The sequence below is a fragment of the Alkalihalophilus lindianensis genome (assembly GCF_032843265.1).
Lineage (GTDB): Bacteria > Bacillota > Bacilli > Bacillales > Bacillaceae_D > Alkalihalophilus > Alkalihalophilus lindianensis.
This window is the reverse complement of sequence record NZ_JAWJBA010000009.1, coordinates 54,475-74,854: the sequence shown is the minus strand read 5'-3', so window position 1 is coordinate 74,854 and position 20,380 is coordinate 54,475. Positions and strand designations below refer to the sequence as shown.

Sequence of the window (20,380 nt, the reverse complement as noted above, 5' to 3'; positions counted from 1 at the left end):
CATTTAGGAAAGAACCGAATATTAATTGGTAGCAATAAAGGGGATGCGCTTTACTGAATTAGTGGGGTTCACCTGGGATGATTTTGAGTGATTAGTAATAGTGCAGCAAATAATGTACTAAAGAAATTATTGAGTGAATTAGTTAAACTGTATAATAAACTAATGATACCGGTGGTGGGGGGGACCCGACTCTATATAAGATGAATATTTTAAAAGGTTATAATGATTCACTCAATAGACTATGATTATTTAGTTATAGGAATTTGAATTAGATATAAAAAACAACGCGATATATAAATTCATATTAGAAAAACACATTTAAGTAGGTCCTTATAACAAGAACAGAGATTACAAACTCCTTTTATTTGGATACCTGCTTCTTATTTACAGCATTCTTAATCCAACATCACCTCCACCCCTACACATCTAAAATGCTTAAACATCCGATACTCTCCTCCCCAGCTCCAGCGGTATCCTCCTTCTATTGTTCTAATAAACTCAATGTCAGGATTTAATTCCTCTAATTTTCTACGAAGCCTTGATATGATCTGTCTTAATGCTGCTTCTGGATTTCTGGACTGTTGTGAGAGTCTGGAAATAATGTCTTGTCTGGTTACTCCATTAGGATTTTTCATTAAGTACTCTAGGATAGCGGCGTTTTTTAGTTGTATTGTTGTACTTCTTCCGTTGTATGATATTTCTGTACTGTTTAGGCTGATCTGATTGAATATAAACATGGGTTGGTCGATGTCCGAGAGCATTTCGTATTCTTCTTCTGAAATGTTACTGTATTCAACTCCATTTTTTATCATTTGGTATGGCTTTATTTCTTCCTTTGGTTCCATGCCGTTTTTTATTTCATCTAGAAGCAGCTTTAGCTCCTCGTTCTTTTCAAGCTGTTTATAAGGCATATCATCAATCTGATCCAGAGATGCTTGCGCAATGATTTTACTATTTTTAAGTATGTAGTAATGCGCCTTTACTTTTTGTTCAGGAGTTAACTTCTTTCTTGTTAGAGTAGGGTTTGAATGAGCCGCCAGGTAAAAGGACTCTAGTGACTTTGTCCATTCCTCTTCATAAAAGTATAGGAAGCCAAGTCTGTAGTGTGCAAGTGCATTTTTAGGTTCTAATCTAATGACCTGCCGAAATGCCTGGATCGCTCTTTCATATGAGCGATCTTTTATTTTTAAGGACTCACCTTGCAGAATTAAGAGATATGCTCTGACTTCTTTGTACCTTATATTATCTCTATCCAATGAGGACAATTTTGTAAAAAGCATGACTCCATCATTCACCCATCTTCTGTCTGTCTCATCCTCTATGTCCCACCAATTCCCTTCTATTTCTAGCAATTCTTCTAATGTATATTCTGAGTATCTTAGCATCTTCTGCTCTCCTTAACTTACAATTATATCGTTAATAACTACTAATTCTATTTAACTACAAAGATCCCCTTCTTCCCCTGTGACAGAGCTGTCACAGGCTTCTTGCTACACTTATCTCAACAAAACAAAAGGAGTTGGTAAATATGAAGAAGGAAACATTGTTTGCACGTCATGGTTTTCTACAATCGGATTTAATCGATGGATTAACTGGGGAGAAAAGTAAGATTGGTACCTTCTTGCAGGGAGCACTCGATCATCTAACTAACAACCTCCAGTTGTCACAAGATATCGAACAAGATGCTTGGTCAGAAGCACTTGAGCACGCATCCCAAAATGTAGAAAGAATAGGTGGAGAAATGCTCATTGATCCAACAAAACAAGAGTTACCTCTTGCAGAATTAGACCGCTATATTCGCGGAATTGTCCGTTGGTTGAATGAATTAGGTATCCATACAACAGGCTGCTGTGATGGTCATAATAGCCGACCTGCTGTTGTACACTTCAAGAGCCATTTAACAAATACACAAATACGAATCTTAAAAGCTTGTACCTTACCAGAAGTAAAAATAAGAATTGAAGGTAAAAGAGCGGGCTTTTACTACAACCCTGGCGAGGCTCATAAGCTGCTTGATATTGCAGAACGTCTTTTTACCCTAGTAAAAGACCCTAAAAATATCATTGAATTAGAAGCTGGATTCTTTAAATCTAAAATGATTGACTTACTTTCGATCTCTGGGGCTAGTGGCAACGAAAGAAGATTTAGAAACTACATGCGTCAAAAATTGAATTCCCTGACGGACTATACGTACATGGATCGTGCGGGAAACCTCCTTGCTTATCTTTATTGCGGAGATGGTCCCACAGTTTTATTATCCGCTCATATGGATACTGTGGAAGAGTTTGAACCAGGTCGCATTATCTTAGAAGAAGGAACGACACTCACTAGCTCAAAAGGCATTTTAGGGGCAGATGACCGCGCAGGAATCGCTGTGATTTTAGAGACCCTCTCTCGCATTGGCAAAACGAACTTCAATGGGACAGTAAAAGTTGCCCTAACAGTAAAAGAAGAAATTGGTTGTGTCGGCTCAAGAGCAATCGACCCTGAATTTATAGAGGATGTTGACGGAGCCATTGTTGTCGACCGCAGAGGAAAACGTGATATTGTCACATCAAACGGTGGCGTTTCATTTTGTCCTGTTGGCTACGGAGAACTATTTGAAGAAGCAGGAAGGTTAGCTGGCATGAGAGATTGGAAGATGACGGCTGGTGGATTGAGTGATGCGAAGGTTTTCGCTAGTTATGGAATTCCCTCTGTGAATCTATCCGCTGGATATTGGAATGAGCATAGTGACTTGGAAGTAGTTGATTACAGAGCTACTTATGAGACGGTGAAATTAGTGGAAGGTGTGCTGAATCATCAGTTGATACCTTTTAAGGAAGAGAATTGGGTTAATGTTATTTAGGTAGCAATAGAGCATTATCGTAAGGAATTCTACTCTTCATTTATTCCAACAAAAAAGGGACAGCCACTTTACTTGGACTGCTCCCTTTTTGCACATGTAATAAGCGACAAGTGCCAGGAACTTGTCAGTCTCCATCTTTCGAAGTTGACGATCAAGATATATTACGAGAATTTTAGAAAAACCATTAATAAAATCTCTTAAGTTATAAGCATCACTAAGTAGCTTTTTAAAATCGTATTGGCTAGTATTATGAAAGGTTTGTAAACTCCCTAGAGACTATACTTATCAGAGCACTCCTCTAGGTTTAGTTTATCCTCTAATTAACTTTTATTGAATTCTTAGCCAGAATATTTATTTTTTGTAATAGAGTAATGGAATATTTTAATATCATCGTCTATAAAGCCTCTTTTTTGAGCACCTTTTAAAGTATGAAACATATTCTCCCGACCTACACCATTATCAGTATGTAAGTATATTTTATTTGCACGTAAACCCTGCTCACAAAATATTTTGACAAAATCATACCCTGTAGGAAGTAAGTTGCCTTCAGCATCCGCGCCTAGATCATGGTCTAATGATAAAATATTAATAGAATAATTATCAAAATAATTTAGAGCCTGATTAATGTTCCTTGCTATAAAAAAGCCTTCAGGACAGTCCCTTAAGTCGTCAACATATAAATTTATTTCTTTCATAATGATGCCCTCCTCCACATTTAGACCTTAACTAGAACCTAAAACACTATAGACAATAATAACTAAGATTTTTCACCAATATATTCAATGGTTCTGGATATGAGCTCAATAAACATACATATTTATTCCAAATAGAACGTCCTTTTATATTTACTTCCCCCACTCCTCTTCCTCAACCTCTCAACCTGCGCTTCCACCTTACTTATTTATCATTTCAACAAGCTGTTCAACTTCATAAACCTTGTCATACATCTGCTTGATAACCTCATGGCTATTCAAATCATTCTTAACCCTTTTGATAAACTTCTTGAAATCAGGGTTCTGAACAGTGATCTTATTCATTGTCTCCCAATCAAGATTCTGTTTGTATCTAGCTGGGAACAAAACGGAAGACGAATCAGGGTCTTCAATATCAAGTTCGACGATACCAATTCCAAATGCTGTTGATAAGCGCTTCAATTCATTAAGAAATTCATCATCCTTTGATACTTTGGAAGCTACCAGATAGCCTTCATTGGCCCAACTTGAATTAGATACTGTTTGAAAGAATGATTCCCTTAGATTTGAAAAGGTAAGTTCCTTCTTCAGTTCGAAGGAATAAATTTTTACAAGCTGACTTCCAAACTTCATTCCAAATTCAAGTACTTCACTATTCCATTCACCAATAGGGAGGTTTACCCCGACAATATCAGGGTGCAACCATTGAGCGTAATTACTTTTCTTGGATCGTTCATGATAAATAGTCTTTGTATGTACATTCATAAACGTATCAGCAAAGTAAGTAAGAAAAGGATGCAAATCACGCTCATTAAAAGTTGTCTGCGCTGGCTGTTCAATGTCTTCAACTTCACTTTCTCTAATCTTTTGCAACTCAAGTTCATTAGCGAGTTCTTTAAGGAAAAACTTTCGTGGCTTTGCTTCTTCGATCTTTAAAAATGGAGACTCAGCATTGTTCTTTATATCTACATAGATTTGTGCACCTATTGTTCTTTCAGGTGTCTTTCCTTTAGATTGAACCAAGTCTTGAAAGTTTCTTTGCTTGGTGTAATTCCATATCTCTGAAGGTGACATGGGTCTTTCTGTTTCTTTAAGGATTTTGTAAGCCAGTTGTTTAAAAGAAATAGTCATATTTACCCCCTAATGTTTTCCCTTGTTAGTATCTATTGTATCATGGTGACTAAGGATGAAAACACTAGATTTAAAGGGTATAAAATGAAAGAAAGCTATTATCCCTCCTTTATTTAATAAGAGAGATATAATTCTCAACATGACGGAGTTTACGCACAGCAAACATGTTGCACTTTACACGTTTATATCAGAGGGGAAGAATATCAATAAAGATAAGTTCCCCTTGTCAGCAAATAATTTCTAAAAGAAGTTCATAAAACTTGGGACATTGGTAGGGTAGTGGGGAACTAACGGAAGAGTTCAGTCCTCTAATAGATATACAGTTGTTTCCCCACTTTATGGAGAATACAGAGTAGTATAAATAACCAAAAAACACTAGTTATTTAATAACTAGTGTTTTTAATAAATAGTGCTTGTCACTACCCGTATTGATCCAATCAAACAGGAGTTACCTCTTGCAGAATTAGACCCCTATATTCGCGGAATTGTCCGTTGGTTAAATGAATTAGGTATCCATACAACTAGTTGCTGTGATGGTCATAATAGTCGACCTGCTGTTGTACATTTCAAGAGCCATTTAACAAATCCACAAATAAGAATCTTAAAAGCTTGTACCTTACCAGAAGTAAGATTAAGAATTGAAGGTAAAAGAGCGGGCTTTTACTACAACCCTGGCGAGGTCCATAAGCTGCTTGATATTGCAGAACGTATTTTTACCCTAGTAAAAGACCCTAAAAATATAATTGAATTAGAAGCTGGATTATTTAAAGCTAAAATGATTGACTTACTTTCTATCTCCGGGGCTAGTGGAAAAAGAAGATTTGGAAACTACTTGCGTCAAAAATTGAAATCCTTAAGGGACTATACGTACATGGATCGTGCTGGAAACCTTCTTGCTTATCTTTATTGTGGAGATGGTCCTACAGTTTTATTATCCGCTAATATGGTTACTGTGGAGGAGTTTGAACCAGGTCACATTGTCTTAGAAGAGGGTACGACACTCACTAGCTCAAAAGGCATTTTAGGCGCAGATGACCGCGCAGGAATCGCTGTGATTTTAGAGACCCTCTCTCGCATTGGAAAAATGAACTTTAATGGCACGATAAAAGTTGCTCTAACAGTAAAAGAGGAAATTGGTTGTGTCGGTACAAGAGGAATCGACCCTGAATTTATTGAAGATGTGGATGGAGCCACTGTCGTTGACCGTAGAGGAAAACGTGATATTGTCACATCAAACGGTGGCGTTTCATTTTGTCCAGATGGTTATGGTGAACTATTTGAAGAAGCAGGCAGGTTAGCTAGCATGGGAGATTGGAAGATGACTACTGGTGGATTGAGTGATGCGAAGGTTTTCGCAAGTTATGGAATAACCTCAGTGAATTTATCTGCTGGATATTGGAATGAGCATAGCGAATGGGAAGCAGTTGATTACAAAGCGACTTATGAGACAGTGAAACTAGTGAAAGGTGTGCTGAATCATCAGTTGATACCTTTTAAGGAAGAGAATTGGGTGAATATGATTTAGTAAATCCATGATATGCAAAGAGGTGCGGTCATTCGCACCTCTTTGTTTTTTAATGTACCAGCAGGTATTTGTAAGATCTTAAGAAGTGCTTGGGTAATGGAGTATATAACGGTGAAGTCTTTGAGTTAGCTTTTATATGGGGTATAGGGAGATATTCTAGGAGAAGATTGCTTTTGTCATTAGTCGGCGTAGGATAATTGGTTCTTACTTTGTGGGAGAAGAATCGTTGTGAGGACTTATACATTCTTAAGTGACTAGTAATGAGATGGTGAACAATCGATCTGCCTCATCATCTGCTCTGCCTTATATGGTCTATACGTGAGTCTCAAGATGCAATAGGAAGTGCGCTGGATTTGGCGTTCTATGGTTGGGGACGTGACATTGATCGTTAATTGGGTGGAGTTTCGGAAGGTTATGATTGTATTTGTTGGATTATCAGGGTCTGGGATGAAGGTGCGGATATGGTGGTAAAAAAGCCAGGAGCATTCGAGCTTTGTGGGTGAATGGGTTGGGAAGGTGTAGATCTGATCAATCGTATCAATCGGGATTGGCACTTTACTTTGTGCTCTTGTGATTTCGCTTACTGCCATTCTGCGGCCGTCATAGGTGGCACCGCCTTCTATGCAAGCTCGCTTGATCATCGACATGCTTGATTCGGCTACATAAAAGATTTGATGATTTTCATAGACAATCGTTTCATAGTCCGTGTGATAGGCTGGCAAAATAGCAAGGGTGTGGCGGTTAATATCATAATGCGGCTGGCTAGATGGTTTCATTGGGGAACGCTCCTTTTAGATTCAGGGGTAGGATTGTGACTAGTACTTGTAACGTAGTAGGTTTATTGGGAGGGTGTGAGCGCTTGAACAAGGAGAAAATAGATGAGAGGATCTATTTTCTCTACTATTTGCTTTCGTCTATTCGTTGCTGAATTGGTGCACGTATGTCTTCGTATGCTTCTTGTATGTCTTCATTAATGAGAATGCCAGGATGATCAAGTTCTAGAGCAGCAGCGAGCTTCATGATGATTTCTAGGGAGGTGTTCCGTATACCATTTTCAATCTGACTTATGTAGGTTACGGTTAACCCAGATCTCCAAGCCAACTCTTCTATCGTGAGGCCAGCTCGATTTCTTCTCGTTCGAACAATAATTCCAAACGATTCAAGCAAAGGATCTTTTTCTTGTTTTCCCACAGATATGCTCCTTTTTTGAACATTATCTGTTTGCAGGAAATAACACACCATTAACGATCGTTAAAGTTTCGCCTAATATATGGAATTCTCTCGGTTAATTTATCTGCTAGGTATTGGGATGAGCATAGTGAATGGGAAGTAGTTGGCGTGAATACTCTACAATACTACTTTTTAAGCATTCGAAAAATTCACAGTATGTTAAACTGATTTAAACAACTTGAAAAAGGATGTTATAAATGAAAAAGGTAATCTTAATTTTATTTTTCTTTACTTGCTTATTCCTAACTGCATGCAATAATACAATTGATACCCCTCATTTTATGTGGGAAGGGAGTATATTCATAGCAACTAATGAACCTCTAACAGCGGAAGATATTGAGGAAGAAATTGGTCAAATAACAAACGAAGTGAATGGAAATGCAGAGACTAATGGAGAAGCTAGAGGCCTCCCTCAAGGCACTAAACTATACAAGATAAAAGGTAGAGAGATCCTTTCAGATGATTCAAGCGGCTATATTGCTTATGAAACCGATGGACAACTGCTGATTGCGAGCAAATGGAATGAACCTCAATAGTCCAAAAGCTGATTTAGCATTAGATTGCAAGGAGACGACAGATACAATCATGGAAATCATTAAAGAATTATGAGTTAAAGTGCATGACGTGAAATTCATTTTAATTTAATTTGGAAGCCAGTGCCAAGGTAAATTACCTTGGCACTGGCTTTTTCAGTTTCACGCTGAACTATCTCCCCCCACGATCCAAACCTCCTCCCATTATCTACCTTCTTCCGATACAACTTTTGTCTGCTCGCCTTCCGCATTTCGTCTTTTTGCTCTAGTCTCTTCAGAACGTTTTCTGCTAGGGTTTAGAGTTTTATAAGATTGTAGATGTCTTTTATCATAATCGGTCGCATGTGGCAGATGTTGTTTAGGGTGACTTTGCTATGTATGAACTGCCGGAGTTGTCTTGATTTGGATGCGGTTCTAGTGTTTTATCCTTTTCCTTTTAAGAGTCACATAACATCAACAAAAGAGACAGCCACCTCGGCCGCCTCCTTCATCTCTATCCACTCACTCCCCCTCCCTATTCTTCCCACGCGTTCCAAAGTCCACAATCGTTAAATCCACTTCATACGTAATGGTTGCTTTTTGAAATGCAGCGTCCCAGTCATCCTTATATTGTTTCCAAAATGGGTACTGTTGTACTCGGACATATTTCTGTAGATCGAGTGGATCGGTTTGATAGTCCTTTTGTAAGAGCTCAATAATGGTTGTGACCTCTTGTGTTAGTTTTTCTTCGAAGATGGTTTCTAAGTTTTGTTTATAGTCTGCATTATAAGCGTCTTCATTAGGATCCCAATTTTCAACTAAGCGTCCGTCTGAGGTTACTTTAATATGCATGCTCAATTGATCTTCTTGAACCGATGTGGTGACGGAAGCCACACTGGCGTCTAAAATTTCGTATACGACTCGTGCTCCGTTCACTTTCGCATTAATGACACCTGATTGCACGTCACCATTTAACCAATTTACACCGCTTACATGTGCAGGGGATAGATATCCATCAATATGCTTCCCGTCTTTCAAGATGTATGCTCCGTTTATCTTGAGCTCCTCTTCGCTAATAGTGATGTTTGGAATCAAGATCGACTGTGCTCGTTCAATCGAATCAGATAGCTTTCCAAGAGTAAGAGGTACTATAATTTCAGTCGTTCGATCATTGTTTTGGGCAAGTAAATCAAGGGCCTTAGAGGTGGGAGCTGTGTCATCTCCTTTAGGATAGGTAAAAAGCTCATTCAGATCTTCTTCCGTCACGAAAATCCGCAGTCCTCTTCGTGCTCGTTCATCTCTCATTCTTTGATTAATTAATGCTTCTGCATTCCACTTTTTTAGGGCATCACTATGTAAAACGAGTGCTAGTTGATGATCACTCATGATCCCCTGATCAACCAATTCCAAATTACGAATCGCCTCAATAACCGATTCACCTGTTGAATATTTATTTTGATACGTCAGGGTGGAAGCCCCTTCATTTTCGCTGACCGGCAAATATAACTGGGTGACCATGCCTACTTTTTCTGGATCGTTTTGGTCCACACCAAGACCAATGCCCATAATAAATGAAAAGGTCTCAATATTTGCACTATCCCAACAGCCTCCAAGACATATAGCTACAAAAAGACATGCAATCATAGAACGAAGTCGTTTCATGTCTTCACCTTCCTTCTAATCATAACCATGAGATAACAGAGGATCGGGAGCAAGATAAAGATCGTGACAAAGGCATATTGCTGCCAATCCGATACAGCTGAAATTTGATCCGTTGTTTGCGGGATGACGGCAATCGTGCACGTCACAATGGTAGCCCCAATAATGAGGTAGCCCCTTCTTACCGGAAACGTTTTATTCAATAAAAAAATGGCCGCGTATAACGAAAACACACTTGTCAAAAAGAACTGGAGTGTCCATGTAGTGATGAGAAATGTATCCACTCGTTCCGTAAATAAGAGGGTACTATCGGCCGCGTGTGTTAAGTCGATGGTTGGCCAGAGGACCGTTTGGACTTCTACTACTCCAAGTACAGACACAACAACCACATAAGTGATCGCATAGAGTGCCGTAACAAAGAATAATGCACCGATTCCAGCCTTAGTCATTTTTGCCTTTTTTTGAACAGAGGCCATAAGAATGAAGATCAATTCAATCCCTTGAAAAGGCTGCAGCGCATATGGTAGGTTCATGATAATTGGCCAAAGCCCTTCAGGAGCCACCGGTCGGATATTATAGAGAGACGCATCCTTTGCCCCTAACCCTAAAACAAATACTAGGACAATGACACTTATAGGGAAGAAGAAGCAAGCTACACGTACAATTGTCGCTAAAGAGTAATAGGTGGCATAGGCACATAAAACAATAATCGAACAAATAATGAGATAGTAAGGGGTCTGCTCAAGCAAAAAAAAGCGAACCATCTCACTCATTGCTACTGCCTGCCAGCCACATAAAACGAGAAAGTAGAAGGCAATCGCAGTATTAATTATTTTGCTGATGATGACTCCAAATGCTTGATTCATATACTCATCGATTGAGGATACATGATGCTTTTTGAAGGCATACATCGTAAATAAATAAATCAAACACATACCGATACCGGCAATAAGAGCGGAGATCCAGCCATCCGCTGTATCAAGATGTGTGGTGAGCGCTCTTGGCAAGTTTAATAAACCGACTCCAAGCATCGTTGAGATCAAGCAAACAGCTAACTGATAGGTGGTTAAGGTATCGCTTAACCGAACGTGAGAGGATTTCACGCGATCACCCTTTCTTGTCTTTCATGAGCGTTGGTAGTCGGATAAGGAAATCTGAGTAACCATGGTATTTTAGTGAATTGGTAAAAGAGAAATAATGGACTCCAAAGTTACGCAAGCTGGCTAGGTGAATCGTAATCAGAATAAAAAACACGATTACTCCGAATAAACCCACTATCGATGCAAAGGCTATCGCAATAAAGCTTAAAAAGCGAAAAGACATGCTTAGGCTGTATAACGGAACAGCAAAAGACGCGATCGCTGTGACTGCGATGATAATCACCATAATCGAGCTGACAAGGTTCGCCTCAACAACCGCTTGTCCAATGACCACACCGCCTACAAGCCCAATAGTCTGCCCTAATTGATTAGGAAGACGAATACTTGCTTCACGCAGTAAATCGACAAACAATGTCAACAAAATCACTTCCCCCACTGGTGGAAACGGCACATTCAATCGTGAGTTCATGATCGTGACAGATAACTCATTTGGAATCAAGCCTTGGTGAAAGGAAACTAAAGCTATGTAGATCGGTGCAGCAAACAGGGTGATAAACAAAGCAACGTATCTTAAAAGCCGGATAATCGAGCTGATCATCCACCTTTGGTAATAATCATCTGGAGCTTGCATCTGTTGCTCAAATGTGGTGGGCACCATGAAAGCAAATGGCGAGCCATCTACGAAAATAGCGACTCTTCCCTCTTCAAATCCTGCTAAGATTCGGTCCACTCGGTCGGAACTCTGCACTTGAATAAAAGGAGAATACAGGGGTGTAGGATCTAAAAAGCTCTCAATCTTCCCAGAATCCTCTATGTTTGCTTGCTTAATTTGAGATAGCCTTTCCTTCACTTCATCTATTACGATTGGATCGGTTTTATCTTTGTTGAACATGTAAAAAATCTTCTTTTCTTTTTTGGCATCTACTACGAGATGTTTCGCTGCTATCAAATTCTGGTCATCTGCAAACTGCCGAATCAATGCTATATTTTGATCCACATCTTCAATAAAAGAGGCATGGGGTCCGCGAATGACTCTCTCTGTCGTAGATTCTTCTAAATGGCGTTGCATCTCCTTTTTTAGATGAACAGCATAGGCAAACGGAATACCTTCTAGCAGCATGATGCATTGACCTTGAAACAAAAAGGAAACGGCCTCCTCCACACTGCTTGTTGTCGCTTCTGCCAAACAAATCATAGGTTCGCTCTGCTCTTCCTTTAAGTCTCTGTTTTCAAAAAAAGAAAAGCTTAAGCTATTCATATAATGAAGACAGCGATCTAATTTCTGCTCATCCATTTCACCAAACGAATAAAAAGAAGCTCTTCGTTTCAATGATGAAATGTATAAGCTTTTGGTTACAAAGTCAGATTGGGGTCCAATGGCCGTTACTAAGTCATTCTTGTTTTTAATATAATCGACCGTAAACATAACAAGCCCCCCAAACTAGTTTATTGGTTAGGATTTCATAAATGGTTATTTTTATACACTTAAGTGAGGAAGCTAGAAAAGTGTGAAACGTAAAAAACGCAAGACCCTCTACCAAAGGTTCCTGCGTTTTCTTATGGCATTTAACACTAGTTATTAAATAACTAGTGTTTTTCATTTCTCTCCCACATCCAATACCCTAATTTAGTTATCAAATATAAGGTGAAAATAAGAACCATCGTCCTTGAGATAACATAACCATCCATAGCTAATTGGTAGCCCTTAGGAATTAGCAACTCACTATTGACACTTAAGAAAATTAACCCTATTACAGGTAGTACTACAAATAATTTAGCAAATCTAAGTTTAATGATAGGATCCACTTAAAACACCCTTCGCAAGAAATTAAGAAGAAAAAATAATTTTCAATATTCATAAATCTTCATTTTTATTGTCCCTTGAAGTTAAATTAATTTCAAGGACAATTTTAATTTGTAATTTAAAAGTGGCTGTATGCATGTAATGTTAATTATTCGATAGCTGCTACCTTTCAATTAAAGGACTAAAGAAAAACACAGGAAAAAATCTGCCTGCTTAAGCTGGACACTTAGAAGACAGATCTAAAATATTATTAGACAAAATTTGAGTAGTGACTGAAATCAAATCTTAGGATTTTATTTCCCTTACACTTCTTTAAGTTTCTATTAACTTTTTTAGAAATCCTCTTCCCATGCTTCTTTTGCATCCAATAACCTTTGATATAAGAACTCATTAAAACTCTTTGCGGTGTAGTAGTCATCAAGTCCACCTTGCCTATTCCATGCTATTACTGGGCATTCATTATTTTCCATCTTACTTGTATCTAGGCAATAAGCATATTCATCAATATCTTCTATAACTACTAAATTCTCACTCATTCCTAACTCTCTGTAGCTATCAGTTTCTTTTACAACAGAAGCAATATTAGACTTTGGGACCCCTATAATATCAACACCAAACAAACCACCTGAACCATAATTTGTTAAAAACCACTTGTAACTATTTGGCAACTTTAAATTTAGTTTTTGTTCAACATAATCAATTTGCTCTACCCCTACTCCTCCAGTAAAATCACCTGTTTCTTTATGTTGATTTATAAAATTATTTAATTGATCTCTATCCATTCATAGAACCCCCTCTTAAAGTTCATTATTATCTATTTGCTTAGCTCTCCATCTCCACTAACACAGTGAAAAAGCATCTTCAAAATACTTTTCAGAAGCATGGCGTTTCTAACCGCAACCAGCTAGTAAAAGAATTAAAATGAAGAAGGCGAACAGTGCCATGCACTGTTCGCCATTGAAATATCTTAAATCAAACCCGAGAATATACTAATTTTTTCTGGTAATACTATTCTTGTAATTTAGCCTAAGCACTAGTGAAAGGTCGAGTCAACCCTCGTAATCAGTTTTAACCTTCCCAATGTGAATCTCATAACCTTTTTCTTCAGAATAAATTTGGGCAATAGTGGCTGAAGATTTGTCGGCTATTGATAATTCATTAGATACTGACATCTTCAAGAGTTCTGTAATACCCTTAATTAAATCTTCAACTTTAACATTAGCCCAAACAGGATATGAAGTGTTAGGGATGATTATAGAGAACTCTTTCTTGTTCTTGAGAAAGTCTAATGAGTTAATAATCCATTCACTAACCTCGTCTTTGTTGATATTTGCATTAGTAAAGGTTGGATTAGAATCAAGCTTACGGAACAATTGTAGTTGATCTTCAAATGAAATTAACCAGTCTGAGTCAAACTCCTCAAAATTAAGTAATTCAAATTGAGTAAGAGAGCTCGTTGTCTTTTTTGCTTCAATTATAGCTTTTTTCCTAATTATCTTTTCATTCGGAATTGACATATTTTATACCTCGTTATTTTTTATAATATATATGATGATCATTATTTGACCCGTAAATATTAGAGTACCTTTCTTTTTTAAAATCGTAATTGAAAGGGTTTGCACCATCTTTAGGTTTTCCTGCGTGTGTATGCATTCTGCCATCATTTATATGTTTGACAATAACTCGTTTACCTTGAGGAGTTTCATACTCAAAATAACGTCCATGATGGGTTGGGTTTGAGCTAAACTCATAATTTTTATAGTTTTCGCCTTTCATATTAATGTTATCTCCTACTTGCCACTGTCGAAGAGGTTGCTGAGATCTAGGAACTCCTGCTAAGTCTTTGGTGAACAGTGCCTGGCACTGTTCGGGGTTTATCAGCAGGTCTAAAGGTCTAACATTGAAATGTGGCCCTTGTACTCTATTAATGGATAAACGGATAACCCCGTACCAATTTATAAGTGATACGGGGTCTTTGTTAAAACTCGCATATTTAGAAAACCTTTAGGAACAGGCCGTACAATTACTTTAGTTCCAATTTTCAAATTTTAATCCAGTATAATTTCAATTAATCCTCTAAAAACTCTATATTTATTCTATCGACTTGTAATTGAATTGTTTTATTATTATATGGCCATAGGTCCTCTATTATATCTTCTTCAAGATTCAAGTCAAAACCTACATTAATCATCCTTTCTTCACAACTCAAATGTCCATTAATAAAATATGAAAAACTTTTTTCAATGCGGAATAATCCTTTTTCTAAACCCTGCTGCTCATTAACCTCTAATTCATCTAGAACTACTAATGAGATATTGATGGGGTAAAGTTTTTCCTTTAAAGGTTCGAACGATATTCCGAATGGCATAAAGCCTGTTAATTCTATTCCATTTAAATCTAAAATAACTTCTTGTTCTACATGAGGGTTAAATCCCTTTACCTTGGCATAATATGTCATATTATTTACTCCTATTTTACTTATTTAATTGAATCAATAACTTTTAATCTTTTGTCTCCATTTAACATTTTCCAAAAATCTTTTCCGCTCTCTACATGATATGTAGTAATATTACCTTGATTATTAGTCCCTACAAACTCGAACTTAGCTTCTCCTTTGCGAGTGTTGCCCATGAATTTAACATAACCGGTTCGAGTTTCGATTGTCCCATCTCTTAGTTTATATGAATACTGAACTTTTTCTCCTTGCTTAATTACTTGTCTTGCACCTAATAAATATTCTTCAGAATTTTTATAAAGACCTTTAAACTCTCTTCCATGCTTGAGAAAGTGACCTTCTAGTTTTTGTGAATCACCAAAATTAGAAGGTAGGTTAGTAGAGGACTTACCACCAACACTTTTTACCCCTCTTGCACCTCTTGTCCCAGCCTTTACAAATCCTCCACCGAGAATTGCTGCTACCATTATTGTTTGTTCCCAATCTTCTAGTTCTCTTTTTGTAATTGGGTCGACACCATGTGTAGCTTCGTAGCCAGCTTTTATGTTTCCTACAATTGGGGTAAAATCGAGAATTGCTGAGCTGATTTCTCGAGAATTTTCATTTACTACTCTACCTGTTGTCTTTGCACCATCAACGATTTTGTTACCTGCTGTTTTCGCACTATCAACAATTTTATTACTTGCTTTTTCCCACCATGGTAGGTCTTTCTGAACAACTGTTGATTGATTAATTGTGCCAGGTCTCGGGCAACTTGGGTTTACCCATTTGTTAAAGCCTATAGAGGGTTGTATTCCAGCGTATTTTAAATAAGCAGGTTGATCCATTTGATAAATGAGCTGATTATGTTGGTATTGCTTACTTGATAGATTTGATTTCAACATAATATAGCTTGCTTGGTACGTCAATGAATTCAAAGAGAAATTTGCTGTATCAGCTCCTACCCGTTTAAACATGCTACTTAGATCATGTGTATAGCTTTCCATAACCTTTACATCTGCTGCTAGACACGTCTAATGTTTTCATACATCACCTCTATTAAGCTAAGAAGGAATACTTTACCTATTATCTTAGTACATTCGACATCTGGATAAAATAGGAATATATGAGGATATTAGTAGAGATGGAGAGTTGTCTGATATGAAATGCAGGGCCCTAGTACGGTTTCAATCACTCTCGAGTTTCGCCGGGCCGGATATTTGTCATATAAAGAACACCCCTCAGTAAACAGGAGGGGTGTTCTTATATGACATTTGGACAGTTATTAATGCTGCTTTCTGTACCTATTCACAGAAAACCCTTGCACAATAAATGTAATTAATATAAGCAACCAGATTGAATCTCTATATGTATCATAGGAGACAGTTGTAACAAAGCGGTGCACTACTTCAAGTAACAACCATCCGATTGGTAAGATGGCAATGGAGTGCTTGTAGGACTGAAGTAGAATTAACTGGCCACGTTCATCCTTTGCCTCCTCGCTTTTACTAAATTTGATATGTGTATACAAGTAATACAAAAAGATAGGTACCAACACTGCTCCAATTAAACTCAATTTTCTTCTTCCTCCTTTTTGTAGGTAAACACTTCTGAGATGTCTTTTTGAAAAACCTGAGCAATTTCAAAGGCTAGGATAAGAGATGGATTATACCGATTATTTTCTAAGGAAATAATCGTCTGCCTACTGACTCCCACCTTCAATGCGAGATCTTTTTGAGAGATTTTCTTTTCCGCTCGTAAGATATGAATGTTGTTTTCTAAATGACCTTTAAATTTCTGGTTCAATCAACCACTCACCTCCATATAAGCAAGGTAAAGTATTTTTGACTATATGTAAAGTATTTTTTACATATTCGTGTATGTCATTCCCGAGTTTTTCAAAAAAAACACGCCTAATGAGATATTAGTAGAGATGAACAGTTGGGTGACTCATTAATAAAAACGCAGGACCCTTCCTCAAAGGATCCTGCGTTTTCTACTGGCATTTCTCCCCCTAAGACCCAAACCTCCTCTCATTATCTACCCTCTTCCGATACGCCTGTTTTCTTGTCGCATTCCGCATTTCGTCTTTTTGCTCTAGTCTCACCAAGACGTTTTCTGCTAGGCTGTAGACTTTTCTGAGGTTGTCGATGTCTTCTATCATAATGGGTCGCATGTGGCAGACATGGTTTCGGGTTATTTTGGTATGTGTGAAGTGGCGGATTTCGTCTTGGTTGAGCGGAATGAGATTGTTTAGGATGATGATGTTGACTAGGTTCGAGTAAGTTGGGTCTTGCTTAATTTGCAGCGGCAGGGTTAGGTGGATGATTTTCTTTAGGGTATGTTCAAGGTCGTATAGTAGCTCGTAGGCACGGACTGAGTGTTCTCTTTGTGGTTTCATTTTTTCGTTCATCCTTTCTAGATACGTTCTAATTCGATTTTTTTGGCTGCATGTAAGTGATGTTGGATGTGCTCGATGAGATTGTCTTTTTGTTGGTAGGCTCCGACCTGCTTGCCGTCAATTCGTAGGCGGTAGGTGGGGGTCGTTGTGTTGGGTTTGGTATTTGTTGATGCGGTTGATTTCGGAATTGGCTTTAGAGCTAGGGCTTTTTGTAGGCCGATGAGATGTCCTTGGGTGATCGCATGAATGACGTTTGTGTCTTTTAGTTGGTTCGCGTCTTCGGTGTGGTCTAGGAAGAGGTTCTCGGTTAGGATCGCTGGCATCTTGGTGAGACGGAGGACGGCGAAGTTGGCTTTCTTTAATCCTCGATCGGCGCATGTTAGTCGGTTTTTGATTTCTGGGTGAAGTATTTTTTGAATGTCTTGTGTGGCCTTGCCTGCATTCGGATGAATAAAGGTTTCAAAGCCTGTCCCTCCCCCTGCGTTGATGTGAATCGAGATGAAGCAATCTGCGCCCCACGCATTTGCGAGTCGGGCTCGTTCTTCGAGTGTGAGGAAGATATCCCGATCACGGGTGAGCCTGACTTCGACGTTATGGTGATTTAGTAAAGCTGTTCGCAAATTGCGCGCAATGGTTAAGGCGAGTTCTTTTTCGACCAATCCATTCGCCACCGCCCCTGGATCTCTGCCTCCGTGTCCTGGGTCAATCATGATTTTGATTTTACGCATCTTCATCACTTCCTCTTCCTTGGGTGAAATGGCTTAGGCGGTGGTCTGGACCGGTCATCGTGATTACTTTCGTATGCTGCATCAATCGCGAGAAGTTTCGTGCCCCGACCTTCTCTTGTAAGGCTTTCCCTCCTAAATTGGTCGTGTAAATCGTATGCTTGCCAATTCGGCCCTCGACAATTTCAAAGAGCTTCGAGATCGACCAGCTGCCAGCTTTCTCACTGCCATGCTCAGCTCCGAGATCATCGAGCACAAGACAATCGGCTTCTTCGAGGAGCTGTAAGTAGCTATCCTCTGAGAATTCACTGTTTTTACTGTAGGTTGCTTTTAGTTTGGTTAGGAGTTTTGGAACAGAAATGAAAATGGAAGTGTAGCCCTCATCAATCAATGGTTTGAGGGTAGCCGCAGCTAAGTGGGATTTACCAATACCGTAAGTGCCAGTAAGAAGTAGATTCCGAGGCTTGTCTTTTGTAAAGGTTTCGCTATAATGCTTTGTCGCATCCATCGCCGTCTTTTGGCTTTCAGTACTTGGCGTATAGGTCTCAAAGCTCGCTTCAAAGAGATCAGGGTTCATCAGACTTTCGCGGTCGAACAAATTATAGATTCGCTTTCGTTCGAGCACTTTCCTTCTTTTAATCACATCATTTGCGATTTTTATATCTTCACAGCGGCAGCCGTAGGTTAATTCTTGTTCACTCCCCTTTTCAGGTCCAAATGGCATGATCACACGACGGACGGTAATTTTTTCATGGCATCCTTGGCAACTAAAGGTCCTAACGATATTAGAATCCGAAATCATAGCTTGAATAGTCGGGGGTAGATGTGCGCTTAGCGTTTTCATGGGCTTGTTCTCCTTTTTTCTTCATGTGGTAGGCTGCTACTTTTTGTTTCCTTCTCTCTTGCTCTGCATGAACGTCGGCTAGGGTTTGAATGCCCTTTGAACTCCAGTCCTGGAGGATCTTCATCACGTAGCTCCACGTTCTCACATTTTGCATTAAGGATATTTTCATCGCTTCAATGATCACTGCTTCTGGCTCTATAAAGGTATGGTCGATGATCCAGGCATTGATCGATTCTGAGATAAACGGTGAAAGCATACCGAATCCATTTTCTTCATAGAAACGAAATGGGTTGTTGTCTTTATTAATATTTTTATTGAAATCTTTATTAAGTTCTTTAACTAATAGGGAACGGTTGTCTGTAGAGTTGGACGTAGAATTGACTGTAGTGTTGTCTGCGTTGTAGGTACGGTTGACTGCTGTTTTGTGTGAATGAGGTTCAGTCAACGGAGTTAAACAATAGATCGCGGCCTGTCTTCCTTTTCGACTTTCATAGGTGAGATAGCCTTTTTCCACCAGCTCTTTTCTCACTAAGAAAAAATGACGTTCGGTGATACCCGCTTTTAATGTCACGACTGAGACCGCCACTGTAAAGGGATTCTTCCACCCTGCTTTTTTGTACACCTGCATCAACGCATGCCAAACGGCAATTCCAGCTGTGCTAAGCGGCTCGGTTTCTAATTGATCATAAAATGCATTCAGTTGTTGTTCGTAATTCATCGAAATCCTCCTAGATTAGTTGGTTGGAATTTAGTTTGTTGGTTGTGGGAGTAGGGAGTCGATACAGCAATGATGAGGTGATAAAGAGAATAGGTGAGGCCTTATAGATTCTAGCATTCAGTCCCTATCGAACGGTTGGAAGCGATAGATGCTATGTCCATTACCTCCTTCTTTTCGAATCGTGTGATGGATCTCAATGATGGCTAGCTTCTGAGCTTTCCTTAGCATGCGTTCAAAGGTCGATCTGGAAATCCCTCCTTTTCGGTTATGCGTGGATTGCACCATTTTACAAATTCTCTCATCCGATACACCATGATTTTTGCTGCTTGAGCGAATCAATTGATCCAGTGCGATGCGCTCACTCTTTGTGAACTGATTTGAAGAAAATGCTAGATGGAGCTGCACGGCTTTTTGAAACGAGTCTTCTGTGTGGAAATGCGCCTTCATGATGCTTGCCTCCTCTCATTTGATAGCCATAGCGTACCGCACAGTCCAAGAAAGAGCATCTTAGTAAAAAGGCAAAATGAAGAGGTGCAAAGAGGTCAAAAAGACGTTTTGTCCTAGAGCAAAATGAGATTTTGATGGATGTGGAGGGGGTCGTTTTGGAGAAATGGGTGGGATTGAAAAAGATTTTAGTTGAGCCTTTATCCAACCATTTAGCTGGAATCATCAAAATAAAGCCAGCTTCCATGGCTTAGCACAATCTTTAGAGGGGCAGCAGTGGAAAATTACGAGGGATTCTATGAATGACTGGCAT

The 20,380-nt window shown here is 38.8% G+C and carries 24 protein-coding genes; 4 read left to right on the top strand and 20 right to left on the bottom strand.

All coding sequences use genetic code 11. The features are described from left to right. Positions 1–395: 395 nt before the first annotated feature. Positions 396–1,385: a winged helix-turn-helix domain-containing protein gene (locus tag RYX56_RS19115; protein WP_317123643.1), complete on the bottom strand. Its 990-nt coding sequence runs from the start codon at positions 1,383–1,385 to the stop codon at positions 396–398. 143 nt (positions 1,386–1,528) lie between these two features. Between RYX56_RS19115 and RYX56_RS19110 the strand changes: the two genes are divergently transcribed. After that, the gene (locus tag RYX56_RS19110) at positions 1,529–2,848 is read left to right on the top strand and encodes a M20/M25/M40 family metallo-hydrolase (RefSeq protein ID WP_317123642.1); all 1,320 of its coding nucleotides are present in this window, start codon (positions 1,529–1,531) and stop codon (positions 2,846–2,848) included. A 338-nt stretch (positions 2,849–3,186) separates the two neighbouring features. Here RYX56_RS19110 and RYX56_RS19105 read toward each other — a convergent pair whose 3' ends face one another. Together RYX56_RS19105 and RYX56_RS19100 are read right to left on the bottom strand one after the other, a co-directional pair. Beyond that, positions 3,187–3,543: a cyclic-phosphate processing receiver domain-containing protein gene (locus RYX56_RS19105; RefSeq protein WP_317123641.1), complete on the bottom strand. Its 357-nt coding sequence runs from the start codon at positions 3,541–3,543 to the stop codon at positions 3,187–3,189. A 198-nt stretch (positions 3,544–3,741) separates the two neighbouring features. Continuing rightward, positions 3,742–4,671 carry a COG2958 family protein gene (locus RYX56_RS19100; protein ID WP_317123640.1) on the bottom strand — a complete coding sequence of 310 codons (930 nt, stop codon included), beginning with the start codon at positions 4,669–4,671 and terminating at the stop codon, positions 3,742–3,744. Between the two features lie 409 nt (positions 4,672–5,080). Between RYX56_RS19100 and RYX56_RS19095 the strand changes: the two genes are divergently transcribed. Next, a complete protein-coding gene (locus RYX56_RS19095; protein WP_317123639.1) occupies positions 5,081–6,196 on the top strand; it encodes a peptidase M20 in 1,116 nt (371 codons plus the stop codon). 254 nt (positions 6,197–6,450) lie between these two features. Here the strand turns inward: RYX56_RS19095 and RYX56_RS19090 are convergent, their stop codons facing one another. Both RYX56_RS19090 and RYX56_RS19085 read right to left on the bottom strand, forming a co-directional pair. Beyond that, positions 6,451–6,972, bottom strand: a complete 522-nt coding sequence (locus RYX56_RS19090; RefSeq protein ID WP_317123638.1) for a competence protein ComK — start codon at positions 6,970–6,972, stop codon at positions 6,451–6,453. Between the two features lie 124 nt (positions 6,973–7,096). After that, complete coding sequence (locus RYX56_RS19085) at positions 7,097–7,387, bottom strand: helix-turn-helix domain-containing protein (RefSeq protein ID WP_317123637.1); 291 nt, start codon at positions 7,385–7,387, stop codon at positions 7,097–7,099. A 236-nt stretch (positions 7,388–7,623) separates the two neighbouring features. Between RYX56_RS19085 and RYX56_RS19080 the strand changes: the two genes are divergently transcribed. Further along, on the top strand, positions 7,624–7,962 hold the full coding sequence (locus tag RYX56_RS19080) for a hypothetical protein (protein WP_317123636.1): 339 nt from the start codon (positions 7,624–7,626) through the stop codon (positions 7,960–7,962). A 498-nt stretch (positions 7,963–8,460) separates the two neighbouring features. Here RYX56_RS19080 and RYX56_RS19075 read toward each other — a convergent pair whose 3' ends face one another. The 4 genes from RYX56_RS19075 to RYX56_RS19060 form a co-directional block, all read right to left on the bottom strand. Then, on the bottom strand, positions 8,461–9,600 hold the full coding sequence (locus tag RYX56_RS19075; RefSeq protein ID WP_317123635.1) for a Ger(x)C family spore germination protein: 1,140 nt from the start codon (positions 9,598–9,600) through the stop codon (positions 8,461–8,463). Next, the gene (locus tag RYX56_RS19070) at positions 9,597–10,700 is read right to left on the bottom strand and encodes a GerAB/ArcD/ProY family transporter (RefSeq protein ID WP_317123634.1); all 1,104 of its coding nucleotides are present in this window, start codon (positions 10,698–10,700) and stop codon (positions 9,597–9,599) included. Before RYX56_RS19070 ends, RYX56_RS19075 begins: the two co-directional genes overlap by 4 nt. Positions 10,701–10,704: 4 nt before the next feature. After that, positions 10,705–12,123 carry a spore germination protein gene (locus RYX56_RS19065; RefSeq protein WP_317123633.1) on the bottom strand — a complete coding sequence of 473 codons (1,419 nt, stop codon included), beginning with the start codon at positions 12,121–12,123 and terminating at the stop codon, positions 10,705–10,707. Positions 12,124–12,833: 710 nt separating this feature from the next. After that, on the bottom strand, positions 12,834–13,283 hold the full coding sequence (locus tag RYX56_RS19060) for an SMI1/KNR4 family protein (RefSeq protein WP_317123632.1): 450 nt from the start codon (positions 13,281–13,283) through the stop codon (positions 12,834–12,836). Positions 13,284–13,333: 50 nt separating this feature from the next. Here RYX56_RS19060 and RYX56_RS25845 point away from each other — a divergent pair, with 50 nt between their 5' ends. Continuing rightward, positions 13,334–13,426 (top strand): hypothetical protein, encoded by a 93-nt coding sequence (locus tag RYX56_RS25845; protein WP_369293555.1) that lies wholly within the window; start codon positions 13,334–13,336, stop codon positions 13,424–13,426. Positions 13,427–13,550: 124 nt separating this feature from the next. Here RYX56_RS25845 and RYX56_RS19055 read toward each other — a convergent pair whose 3' ends face one another. The 11 genes from RYX56_RS19055 to RYX56_RS19005 all read right to left on the bottom strand — a co-directional run bounded on the left by RYX56_RS19055 (position 13,551) and on the right by RYX56_RS19005 (position 20,070). Next, positions 13,551–14,018 carry a hypothetical protein gene (locus tag RYX56_RS19055; protein ID WP_317123631.1) on the bottom strand — a complete coding sequence of 156 codons (468 nt, stop codon included), beginning with the start codon at positions 14,016–14,018 and terminating at the stop codon, positions 13,551–13,553. A gap of 13 nt (positions 14,019–14,031) precedes the next feature. Continuing rightward, positions 14,032–14,277, bottom strand: coding sequence for an HNH/endonuclease VII fold putative polymorphic toxin (locus RYX56_RS19050; protein ID WP_317123630.1), 246 nt, complete (start codon positions 14,275–14,277; stop codon positions 14,032–14,034). A gap of 292 nt (positions 14,278–14,569) precedes the next feature. After that, positions 14,570–14,959 carry a UCP019853 family protein gene (locus tag RYX56_RS19045; RefSeq protein WP_317123629.1) on the bottom strand — a complete coding sequence of 130 codons (390 nt, stop codon included), beginning with the start codon at positions 14,957–14,959 and terminating at the stop codon, positions 14,570–14,572. Positions 14,960–14,979: 20 nt separating this feature from the next. Further along, positions 14,980–15,942 (bottom strand): pre-toxin TG domain-containing protein, encoded by a 963-nt coding sequence (locus RYX56_RS19040; RefSeq protein ID WP_317123628.1) that lies wholly within the window; start codon positions 15,940–15,942, stop codon positions 14,980–14,982. 278 nt (positions 15,943–16,220) lie between these two features. Then, positions 16,221–16,511, bottom strand: coding sequence for a hypothetical protein (locus RYX56_RS19035; protein WP_317123627.1), 291 nt, complete (start codon positions 16,509–16,511; stop codon positions 16,221–16,223). Continuing rightward, positions 16,508–16,741: a helix-turn-helix transcriptional regulator gene (locus RYX56_RS19030; RefSeq protein ID WP_317123626.1), complete on the bottom strand. Its 234-nt coding sequence runs from the start codon at positions 16,739–16,741 to the stop codon at positions 16,508–16,510. Before RYX56_RS19030 ends, RYX56_RS19035 begins: the two co-directional genes overlap by 4 nt. A gap of 208 nt (positions 16,742–16,949) precedes the next feature. Beyond that, a complete protein-coding gene (locus RYX56_RS19025; protein ID WP_317123625.1) occupies positions 16,950–17,336 on the bottom strand; it encodes a hypothetical protein in 387 nt (128 codons plus the stop codon). A 17-nt stretch (positions 17,337–17,353) separates the two neighbouring features. Beyond that, the gene (locus RYX56_RS19020; protein ID WP_317123624.1) at positions 17,354–18,070 is read right to left on the bottom strand and encodes an N-acetylmuramoyl-L-alanine amidase; all 717 of its coding nucleotides are present in this window, start codon (positions 18,068–18,070) and stop codon (positions 17,354–17,356) included. After that, a complete protein-coding gene (locus tag RYX56_RS19015; RefSeq protein WP_317123623.1) occupies positions 18,057–18,905 on the bottom strand; it encodes an ATP-binding protein in 849 nt (282 codons plus the stop codon). The genes RYX56_RS19020 and RYX56_RS19015 overlap by 14 nt, the downstream gene beginning before the upstream one ends. Next, positions 18,847–19,623: a DnaD domain-containing protein gene (locus tag RYX56_RS19010; protein WP_317123622.1), complete on the bottom strand. Its 777-nt coding sequence runs from the start codon at positions 19,621–19,623 to the stop codon at positions 18,847–18,849. The genes RYX56_RS19015 and RYX56_RS19010 overlap by 59 nt, the downstream gene beginning before the upstream one ends. 117 nt (positions 19,624–19,740) lie before the next feature. Next, a complete protein-coding gene (locus tag RYX56_RS19005) occupies positions 19,741–20,070 on the bottom strand; it encodes a hypothetical protein (protein ID WP_317123621.1) in 330 nt (109 codons plus the stop codon). Positions 20,071–20,380 lie beyond the last annotated feature (310 nt).